At 35.5% G+C, this 10,421-nt stretch carries 9 protein-coding genes; 2 read left to right on the top strand and 7 right to left on the bottom strand.

Annotated features, from left to right (window positions below):
* Positions 1 to 69: 69 nt before the first annotated feature.
* Positions 70 to 1,128: an Ig domain-containing protein gene (locus A3KS_RS22855; protein WP_051355956.1), complete on the bottom strand. Its 1,059-nt coding sequence runs from the start codon at positions 1,126 to 1,128 to the stop codon at positions 70 to 72.
* A gap of 684 nt (positions 1,129 to 1,812) precedes the next feature.
* Between A3KS_RS22855 and A3KS_RS0116505 the strand changes: the two genes are divergently transcribed.
* The gene (locus A3KS_RS0116505) at positions 1,813 to 2,133 is read left to right on the top strand and encodes a helix-turn-helix domain-containing protein (RefSeq protein ID WP_026395842.1); all 321 of its coding nucleotides are present in this window, start codon (positions 1,813 to 1,815) and stop codon (positions 2,131 to 2,133) included.
* Between the two features lie 343 nt (positions 2,134 to 2,476).
* Here A3KS_RS0116505 and A3KS_RS0116490 read toward each other — a convergent pair whose 3' ends face one another.
* Both A3KS_RS0116490 and A3KS_RS0116485 read right to left on the bottom strand, forming a co-directional pair.
* Positions 2,477 to 2,785, bottom strand: coding sequence for a hypothetical protein (locus A3KS_RS0116490; protein WP_026395841.1), 309 nt, complete (start codon positions 2,783 to 2,785; stop codon positions 2,477 to 2,479).
* A 197-nt stretch (positions 2,786 to 2,982) separates the two neighbouring features.
* A complete protein-coding gene (locus tag A3KS_RS0116485) occupies positions 2,983 to 3,552 on the bottom strand; it encodes a recombinase family protein (protein ID WP_026395840.1) in 570 nt (189 codons plus the stop codon).
* A 340-nt stretch (positions 3,553 to 3,892) separates the two neighbouring features.
* On the opposite strand from A3KS_RS0116485, the gene A3KS_RS0116480 reads away from it, so the two are divergent.
* Positions 3,893 to 5,152: a hypothetical protein gene (locus A3KS_RS0116480; RefSeq protein WP_026395839.1), complete on the top strand. Its 1,260-nt coding sequence runs from the start codon at positions 3,893 to 3,895 to the stop codon at positions 5,150 to 5,152.
* Positions 5,153 to 5,154: 2 nt separating this feature from the next.
* Here the strand turns inward: A3KS_RS0116480 and A3KS_RS0116475 are convergent, their stop codons facing one another.
* The 4 genes from A3KS_RS0116475 to A3KS_RS0116460 are packed head-to-tail and all read right to left on the bottom strand — an operon-like array spanning position 5,155 to position 9,928.
* Positions 5,155 to 6,555 (bottom strand): TniQ family protein, encoded by a 1,401-nt coding sequence (locus A3KS_RS0116475; RefSeq protein ID WP_026395838.1) that lies wholly within the window; start codon positions 6,553 to 6,555, stop codon positions 5,155 to 5,157.
* On the bottom strand, positions 6,552 to 7,787 hold the full coding sequence (locus A3KS_RS0116470) for a TniB family NTP-binding protein (protein WP_026395837.1): 1,236 nt from the start codon (positions 7,785 to 7,787) through the stop codon (positions 6,552 to 6,554). The genes A3KS_RS0116475 and A3KS_RS0116470 overlap by 4 nt, the downstream gene beginning before the upstream one ends.
* Positions 7,780 to 9,603, bottom strand: a complete 1,824-nt coding sequence (locus A3KS_RS0116465; RefSeq protein ID WP_026395836.1) for an integrase catalytic domain-containing protein — start codon at positions 9,601 to 9,603, stop codon at positions 7,780 to 7,782. The genes A3KS_RS0116470 and A3KS_RS0116465 overlap by 8 nt, the downstream gene beginning before the upstream one ends.
* A complete protein-coding gene (locus tag A3KS_RS0116460; protein WP_026395835.1) occupies positions 9,593 to 9,928 on the bottom strand; it encodes a PDDEXK family nuclease in 336 nt (111 codons plus the stop codon). The genes A3KS_RS0116465 and A3KS_RS0116460 overlap by 11 nt, the downstream gene beginning before the upstream one ends.
* Positions 9,929 to 10,421 lie beyond the last annotated feature (493 nt).

Raw genomic sequence — 10,421 nt, 5'->3', positions numbered from 1 at the left:
TTTTAGAGCTGGGAAAGTTGAGTAATTAATTTAATTTTATTATTTAGATTCATAATTATTTTCCTTTGTTTAATTCCAATGACCGCCCAGACTTGTTTGACCGCAATTTTCACAATAATAAAAAGCAGGGATAAAAGTAAACCAAAACGGAAATTCTTCTGCTATCGCATAACGGTCTGAAGTAAGATTATAAAATGTAGATACGTTTTCCTTAATTCCTCCGGGATATTTTGTGTTTCCGTGTCCTTGTTGCCATTCGACATAATTATAAATACAGCCATTAGCTACATCCGCTTCGTATAATGGTGTTAGCTCAACAGACTCCCCTGTTTCTTTATAATAATGTTCATCGATACATTTAAGCAATTGGTCCTTATATGTTTCATAAGGCCACCAGCCTCCTCCCCATTTATGTTCACAATTACTATTGTCAAAATTTACCTTCCACGGTACATAATTGACGTAATAGCTTTGATTTCTATTGCATCCATCGTTAACGTCTTCATACATGTCAGGCGTAATAGGCGTACCAGCAGGTACTTGTGTGCCTTTTGGTACAATCTTGATAACAATCCCTTCGAGCTTTAACGACCGGCCTTCTGTTCCAGACATTGCGCCATTACGCTTCCATTCTTTTTCCCAGCCAATGTTTTCAATATGAGTCCGATAAATAATATCGAACTTATTGGCATCAGCACCGGTTAGTTTGATTTTAATACCCTCTAACCGGTAAGATTTACCCTCCGAACCAGAGAACTGAAAATTAGATTTAAGGCCTTGACCAGCTTCTTTTTCCCAGCCGATATTCTGAATATGAGTTTGATATTCAACACCTAAATCATAAGAATAATCTTCAATAAAAATCCTAATACCTTCTAGTCTTAGGTTTTTCCCTGTTGTACCAGATACATTACCGTTAAATGCAACTTCTTGCATACCGATATCTTGAATATGGGTTTGATAAATAACATTTGGCTGAAGCGCTGGGTCTATTGCAGTTGTTTGAGTTTGTAACTCTTGCGAATCCATTACCATTAGTTCAGCCGGTGGTTCTGTTGCAGCTTGAACTGCTCCACTCATTGCAAATAGCATACAGATACATAATAGAATTGTTATTTTTTTATTCATTTTGATTTTCCTCCTCTAATTTCATAATCCGAATCGAAGATACATTGGTTAATGGATTACCGCCACTAAAAAAATTAAAGCTAACCGTGCAAAGGTCATCAACTCTATAACCCCTATTTCTAGTATAAAACTTTGAAACTCTGCCAATGAATAAATGACCGGTTGAAGCGACAGAACAGACAACTTTATCTCCAATTTCTAATTCTTTATTATTGACAGTCGCATTTTACACAAATTTCAGCTTTATCATTGAGAACCGCACCACAATTTCGACAATACACATTACTCATCTCCCTTCATCAAACTGTATTTATTGTAACATAATGTTCCTTTTTGTTCAATTGAATGTTCCACTGGGCTAGCGCACCTATTCCGATGATTCAGCGCAGGCTGTTCGTAAAACAAGTTCAATGTTTCCGAACAGAGTGCACAATTACTTAAGTCTATATTCTAACCGGTGAACGCCATTTCCATGGTAACTCGGTCATTGAGACCTTGTTCATCAGTGAAATTGTCAAAGAGTATGGTTAAACAGGCTCATTCGTCACTGGATTATATGAAACCTCCTTTGAATTTGTCTATGTAAGTATATTTAGTTTGTATAGATTATTCTACTACATAATTGTAAATATTACAATTAGAGCATAAAAAAACTTACTGAGACAAATTTGGAGGATATTCTAATTGGAGCAGGAAATAGATTACGCAAAGCTTGGCCTAAAGATAAAGACAATACGACAGAGCAAAGGATTAACACAAGAGAAACTTGCTGAAACGGTCAGCTGTAACACATCACACGTCAGTAATATTGAGAACTTCCATACTAAAGTCAGCCTTAACGTGTTACTGGCTATTGCTAATGCCCTTAGCACCAGCATTGACTACCTTTTATCAGACCAGTATGATAATTCCTCACTGGCTCTTGACAATGAGATATTAAGGGCAATCAAGGGGTTTGATATCGAGAAAAAAGAGAAACTCTTGAAAATTATAGCGATTTTATAACTCGGCAAGCAATGCCATGAGGGTAGACAGAGTGTATTTTTCCCCATGCTGAAATCCTTCCTGCATTGCTTTATTTGTAGAATCAGCGTCTTGCAACAGTTTCATAAATTAAGCATCACCTTCCCCATATGTCCGTACATTCTGAATAATCAGGGCAATAATAGCAAAAATCAAAATCACATTCACCAGCCACATAACCACCAATGGCAATGGGAATACAAGTGTTTAAATATAGCGAACATTCTCGGCAACAGAAGCAGTATTCGCCTACTGGCCTTCTCTGAAATCTACACATAACAACACAACCTTTCTTGATATTGAGCAAAAAAATAAAGCCTTTCGGCTATCTCCAACTCTTATCAACGGTTTCCCATTCAAAACAATTACCATAATACCGCCACTGACCGTCACACTTAGCAAAGGTCATATAAATGGCTCTTAATCTACCGTCAATATCATAAACATGGTCGTATGCTTCGCCTACCTGTAAATATCCATGTGACATGGCTCTTGGTGGCAGCATATCCATAAAATTATCAACGATATCCTCTGACACGATGTCCCCCAAATTTAAATAATCATTAATACTTTCTTTTCCGGTACGGTCTGAAAATTCACACCAGCCGTCTAATGTTTTGATTTCTGTACTCATTTTTTCTCGTTCCTTTCTTACTTTAATTTGTACTGTTTGGATTGCCGTATTTCATAATGGGCATAAAAATAAGACCTTTTAGCGACTTGTCTAGGTCGTGATGCTACCGGTTGGGTATCAATCTAAGAACTACTTTTAAATAATAGTAACCGGGTAGATTTCAAAATATATAAACAAATTTTCGCTATACTGGCATTTTAAATTACTGATTGTTTTCTTTTTTCTCTAACGAGGGTTGATTTGCTGATTCCAGTCATTTCTTCCACTTGTTTATAAGAATAGGATTCCAGCAATTCCATTGCGTGATTGATTTTCTTACTGTTGAATTTCTTTGGTCTGCCCTCCCTAAAATCTATTTTCTGTTTGGCGATAGCTTTACCGCCCTGGGTGCGCTCAATAATCATGGCTCTTTCGAACTCGGCGAATGCTAACAGATTCGTGACAATCAACCTGCCCATCGGTGTATTTTCAATTAACCCCATGTTGAGGATATGGATTTTCACCCCTTTGTTCAATAAAAGGTCGATATAGCCTAATCCTTCTTTTGTTGACCTACAAAAACGGTCTAATTTCGTTACAACAACATAATCATTTTCTTTTGCCGATTCCAACATCTGATTGAATAGGGGACGCTCTTTTGCTCCCGAAAAAGATTCAACAACGATTTCAACATCAGGATAAATGACTTTAATTTTATTCGTTTGTTCCTCAATGCTGTTTCCGTCAAGCTGTCCTTTTGTGCTTACTCTTGCGTAACCATACTTCATTTTTTAATCCTCCTTAAATTTTGGTATAAAAAAAGAGAAACTTTTTATAGTTCCTCCTAAGATACTTTTGGCTATATGTTTCGACACCGATTAAACCCGTATGTTTCCATAGGTGGCTCAGCGGTGTCATAACTTAAAAGTTTTGACCATTATAAATGTGCTCACTATATGTCTGTAGAAACTGAAAGTGTTTCTTTTGTGCAAAGTCCATAAACCCAGTATTCATCAGCTATTACAATGCTATCTCTCAAAAAAGCTAACCAATCGACACTATATTCATCACCAATTTCTCTATCATATATGCTATAATAACAATATTTTACAAAAGGAGTTGATGCATATGATTCATACCTTTGAATTATCAACAATGATTTCTGCTGCCCAATATGAACAAGCAATAAAATCATTACAGCAAATTAAATGTCTGAGCAATAAAGGCATATGGATTACCCAATCTTATTCTGACAAAGGTATCTCTCATATTCGCCTATACAAGTTCAACAGAAAAAAGAATGACCCATGCTATAGCCCTGATTCAAAATATTATATGATTTCCTTAACAATAAATCCTGGAACAATGTTTGGTGGTGATGGTAACTACTCAAACAATATCCTAAACTTTGGCGATGCTTACATTAAATCAATTTATTACAATATATATGAGTTTCTGCCTTTTCTTGAAACATCCAATGAATATCGATACAGTTCAAGCAGAGAAGAGCGTGAGGTATGGTATGAATACAATACTTTCAAACTAAGAAGAATAGATTTTGCTTTCGATATCAAATCATACTCTGACATCTATTTATCATTGATAGATAAAGGCTACACTTTAAAGGGTTCACTCAAACGCCAATATTATGAGGATGAATTATTAAAAGAAGATATACCTGATACAGACAATGACTTTGAACCTGAATTTAATGACGACGAGTTTCTTCTTCCTGATAAAAAGTATGTTTATTACAAGAGTAAATCTTTAAACATAAATGTTTACAATAAAGAATATGCACTCAAAAATGAACAACCCGATTTAGCTAATCATGATTACGATTTTTTGCGTATTGAATTTCAAATAAAGAAAAACAAGATAAATGCTATCAAAAAGCGTTTTAATCTTCCAGCTCGTGACTTAAGATATTTTGCAACACCAGTAATTGAGTATTATATTTTAGAGAGTTATATCAAGGCATTAACAGGCACTGGCTATTATTGTACTTTGCAACATGCTTATATGGTCATTGATAATTCCACGTTCAAGCCTTCAAAAAAGGAACGTTTGAATAAATTGCTATATCATATTTCTCGCCGTAAAGGAATTGCAAAAACACTTTCCTTAATCGAAATTGGAACAATAACAGATATAGGTAAATTATCAACTGTGAAGACATATCTCAAGGAAATCTCAGGCTTGGGAATCAATCCTCTAACAATTCCCAAGTCAACTAAGATTCCAAAAGAACTCATAGCAGCTGGATTGGATGAATCAGTCGGTGCAATCCTTCCTTCATTATTAACTATTGTAGCAGAGTTTAATATTCAGACATTAAACGAAGTTGAAGAATGGCGTTCATTAGATAAAGCTAACAAAGTCCAATAAAATCATATTAACTGGCGGATACGCTCATATTTAGTTGTATCCGTCATTTCTTTTACATATGACAATGCCGCAACATAATTATGCTTGCGAATATTTGTCAGTTCTCTGACTTTTTTCCAGCACAATTCTATTCCAGCATTATCCACTTGATTTACTGCCCAGATTATTTCCCTTGCCCAATAATGCTCCTGTGATTCTTTATACTTTTTTATTTCAGCTTTACATCGTGGTAAATTATCCATTTGTTTAGTTGTAATCTTTAATTGTCGACAAGCCCAATATGCACATATTTTAACAGGACGTTCCTCTAGATTATTATTAACCCATTCAATAAGTTGTTGAACCTGTGGTAGTATTTCTAAATCCATTTGCTCCCATTTATGCATTTGAATTCCGCTCTTCTTCTGAACCCGTGATTTTCTATAGTAATCATTTAATATGGTTTTTCCAATAGCAGCAACTGTATAATAATCTATGTTATATTCCTGCGATATTTTTCTATATGTTTCCTCCATAATTTCTTCATCTGATGTTTTGAATGAGACCAGCTCCTTTGCAGTAATTCCTTCAAGCAATGCAAGTTGACATATTTCATAACTATTCCAGCGATATCCATTATAGATTTTCTGAAACCTTTGCAAGTCCATGTGGTCAGGAATAGAGCTAAAGTATTCAGTATACCCCTTATAGAGCTCAGTTATTTTATTAACTATACCATTGGCTGAAACATATTTTTCATCAATTTTTCCTCTCAAAAACGTTCCGACTTTGTCATTCGTGTAATTCATATCTGACCAGAATACTGCTGTTACGTATTCAGCCATTTCCTTTTCTCTCGAATCATATAAATAAATAATATCCGCATCCCGAACTGCTTGTTCTGCTGACTCTAATCCTGATGATTGTTTGACTCCGATAGGTACGCCACTGTCAATGAGACGGCACGCATGGCGACTACAAATATTTATACCATCCATCTGATGAGCTCTATGCCAAAATGTTTCACCATACTTTTCCCTATCCTCTTTTACGCACATTGGACAATACCGTAAAAATCGTCCTGATTTTCCTTTCGGTATCGGTAGCAAATTATGATAATTACCATCCATATTTATTAATGATTCTAATGCTCTTTTTCTACGGTCTTGTTCAATGAATCTTGCATAATAAGGGAACATCGTATGCTTCTCCACAAACTGTTTTATCGTCATGTGTTTGGTCATTATCTCAACAGCCTCAGGTAAAAGTTTGTTGAAAAATAGAGTATCAGCACGATACCACCTGTTCACATAAAGCTCAGCCATCACATCTCTAACTGTGGCAAAACCAGACCTCATGTAATATCGTGCAAATAGGCTATAAGCAAGTTCATCTTGATATGGTTCAGGAAAATATGCAATCATATTCGCACCACCTCCACTGTTACCATTTGCATTAATGTATTAACAGCATCAAGGTCATTGCTTTTAGAATACTCAACTGCATCCGCCAGAGACTTTATATCAGCTGCAAATGAATCAACTTTTGCTGGAACCACAATTTTCGTTTTTCCTCTTACCGAAGTCTGCGATTTTCGTTTTTTATCAAGTGATACCCTACTGTGAAGCATTCCCATTCGTTCATCATAAGCCATCGACAATGTTTCAATATCAATAGATTCGATTTCCTTTATGATTGCTATTTCCTGAGCATCATGGACTAGAGATACAACAATCGCCACCACACCCTGACTATGTTCAAATAACCAATTTATAATTTCATCTGTCAGCTCTGACTTATATTTCGTGTATTGAAATTTGAATAGAACCCGACAAAAATCGGCAAAATAATCCTCCAATCCTAGAGCAAAGTATTTTAATCCAAGTGAACGCCTAGCCAATTGCATTTCAGATTCGAAGAATATTGCACTTTCTGGTGTTCCAACCATACAGATACTTATGCCACTGGTATTTATAAGTTGCATTAACAGACCAACCAACAGACCACCCTTTTTGCTTTTTACAACATTTTGAATTTCATCAATTATTAGAAGGCCAATATGATTCAGTGCCACCTGACTGACTAATCCTACTAATGTATCTACGGTCACACCTGTTCTTGTCCCAGACCGATAATAATTACTTCCAATATGGTCATCCACTGCCCAAAGGATTTCTAAGAGCAGTGATTTTGAACTACAATCAAAAGGACATTGCACTTGCAATATTGGGATAATCATTATATGTGGCATATCTATTTCGATTACTTTATCTCCTGTAATTAAAGATATTGCTTTTTCAATAGCAGAAGACTTACCGATTCCTGATTTTCCAATAATACTAAAAGAATCTGAGCCACCAATGATTCCCCGGAACTCTCCTTTTCTTGCTCCGAGAAAATTATTTTTCTGCTGTAATATCGCATCCCTGGTTTCTTTTTTGTTCAATGACATCAACATTGCTGTGAACAATTTGAAATAAATTTCTACCGACATCACCTGTGGCACATATATTTTATAAATATTCGATAATGCCAACAATCTTATTGCGATAGCTTCCTCTCGTATGCTCTCTTGGTATTCAGGCAAATCCAGTAGTGCTGCTCTTAATTCATCACCAGCTAGCATAGGTAACAGATATTTATTCCATTCAATCATAAATCCCAGCCTCCTTAACAAAATCTTTGTGCCTAGTCTCCTGTTCCTTTTTACGATTACTTCTAATATCCTTAATCTCCACATTTTCAGATTTATCTACTCCGGCAATTATGGATTCTATTTGATGTATTAGTGTAATTTCAGCCTGTAAAGAATTCTTTTGTTCGCCTTGATTCAGAACACTTTGCCTACGCTTCATATCCTCTATTGCTTCAAAAGTCATATCCTTATACCGTGATTCGATAGCATTAAATTTTATGTATGACCCCTTTTCAATTAGCCAAACATAATTAGAATTTTCAGGATTAAATGCAACCGTTACTCCCCCACCTTTCAGATACATTTCTGTGTACCCCTCATGGTAATAGCGGATACCGTTGACCTTTAATCCATATCTGCTAAATCGCCCCATAGCACGTGGGAGCAATGTCAATATCAGAACCGCTGGTTCAACTTGAAGTAAATTACATCCAGTCTGATGTATTCCCCAGTTCCATATATCAGCTGCATATGGCTTAATTTCATTAGTCAACATTTCGTCTGTAAACCGATATTTATCAATAATCCTATGATTGTTACAGAACAAAATACAGCGAATCACAATTTTTTCAAATTGCTCTATGTTGAGTCTTGCATCTTTGCGATAATCATGACTTCCACGCTCTCTATAATCAGGTTCTACTACACCTTTTCCTTTTAAATGAGGCAGGAATCTTTCTTGAATCATGTCAAAGGTTTTCTCCGCACAACTTTTCAAGTCTGGTCTATACGCCGGAAGATTTATTAACTTTACTCCTAACTCTACGATTTGCCCGAAGGTATCTCCGACATATTCTGTTCCTTGGTCAGATACAAGCTTTGCAGGGAGCATCGCCGAAGGCCATTCATTTTCTACAATGACTATTCCATTTCTTTTACAATGTTCCACTTTATCTGAAATAACATTAAGCATCATATCTCGCAATGAATATGTACCGCCTTCCCACGTTAGAGAATATCCCATAATTAAACCGCTAAAAACATCTACACATATCGTAAGAACCGGACGACCAACAATCCTGCCTTCATTATCAACCAAATAAATATCACAAATAGTTGCATCAATCATTCCAGTGCCAAGGACTGAAGCATATTCCTGAACACCATCTCCCAGCAACGGTCTTTTATTTTTCTGATATTCCTTTAGTCCATTTCTTGAAATATAAAAATTTTGTAGCTTCTTTGTCTTACGATAAAAATATCGAAACTGATAAAAGCTAGGAAATGGTTCAAGCAAATTTCCTATAGTATCACAATACTTATGTTTTAGCATCAGCGTGTAAGCTGTATGTAATGAATTTTTTCGTTGTGTATAAAAGAACTTATTTAATCCCCAACGGATATTTTTTTCATCAGCAGTCAAATCTCTATCTGAATCTTTTTTCTTAGGTGCTAATGCCATAATATCCATATAAGCAAGATACACACACAAGTGATTTCTAACAGTCTGTTTTGAGATATGATTTGCCTGTGAAATAGCTCTTATTTTACTAGCCCGAATCCTCTCATCGCTTATAAATGGAAGCAAATCATTAATCATCGTGTAACGCTCATGCATCACTCTAATTCTTTCAGATTCAAGCATTTCAAGTGTAGGTACATTTCCAATAACCGCTAATAATTCATCTTCTGTATAAGGCTTGTACGCAGTAATTTCTGTTGCATCAATCCATGCTGGCATTGTCTTTTTAATACAATCAATAACAAGCGCTTCATCATCTCGAAATTCCAATATGCGTATGATTGAAACTCCTGATTGGAATAACTTATTCTTCATTAACAACAATCCCCCAATCCTTTACGCCTCTACGGAGCCAATATTGTCTGCTCGCTTCCAATAGCTTAATTGTCATAGGCTTTGTTATCATTTTCCGATACAAGCATTCCCTGACCAGCATTTCTCCTGATGCCTTAAAACACAAAAAATCAGATGTATAATCCATATCATCTAATGGAACATTACACCTGATTTCTACAATATCGTCTCTGGCAGATAGAACATCAACATAAGCACACTGAACAGCATCATAACCTTTGAATATTTCATTGGACTTAAGGATAGACTTCTTCTCACAACGACCCTTATAATTTTTCTTCCTCATAGCAGTTCCTCCCGGTATCGTAATTAGTTTTCTTCAAGAAAGATTTCGTTAAGTCATTGTCATTTTCCCAAAAATCTTCCCAAAAACATAATTTTTAATTTTGGGAACTTTATTTTCGTTTTTGGGGATTTGTTTTTGGGATACCTCAAACCATTGATTTTACTAGCTTTTTTGTTTCCCAAAAAAGAATATAAAAAATATCACTATGTTACGGGGCAAACACGTTTATCCTCAAAAGGGCAAAGTGCTTTATCCTGTAACCCAATTCCTGTGGAATCAATAATAGCGTTTTATTAATAAGTAATATTTGCTTTCTTAATAGTAATCTCTCTTTAAAGAATTGTGGTAATTACAAGGCTTTGAGCCACATTATGAAGAATAAAAAATGACCTCGGAATGAGAAGTTGGACGACTCATTTCAAGGTCATTTATCATACTTTATTTTGTTGGTAAGGCTAAATGATTTTGCCCCAAACAGGATAAATCACTTTGT

The sequence above is a fragment of the Acetobacterium malicum subsp. dehalogenans DSM 11527 genome (assembly GCF_000472665.1).
Taxonomy (GTDB): domain Bacteria; phylum Bacillota; class Clostridia; order Eubacteriales; family Eubacteriaceae; genus Acetobacterium; species Acetobacterium malicum.
This window is presented reverse-complemented; position numbering and strand designations above follow the sequence as displayed.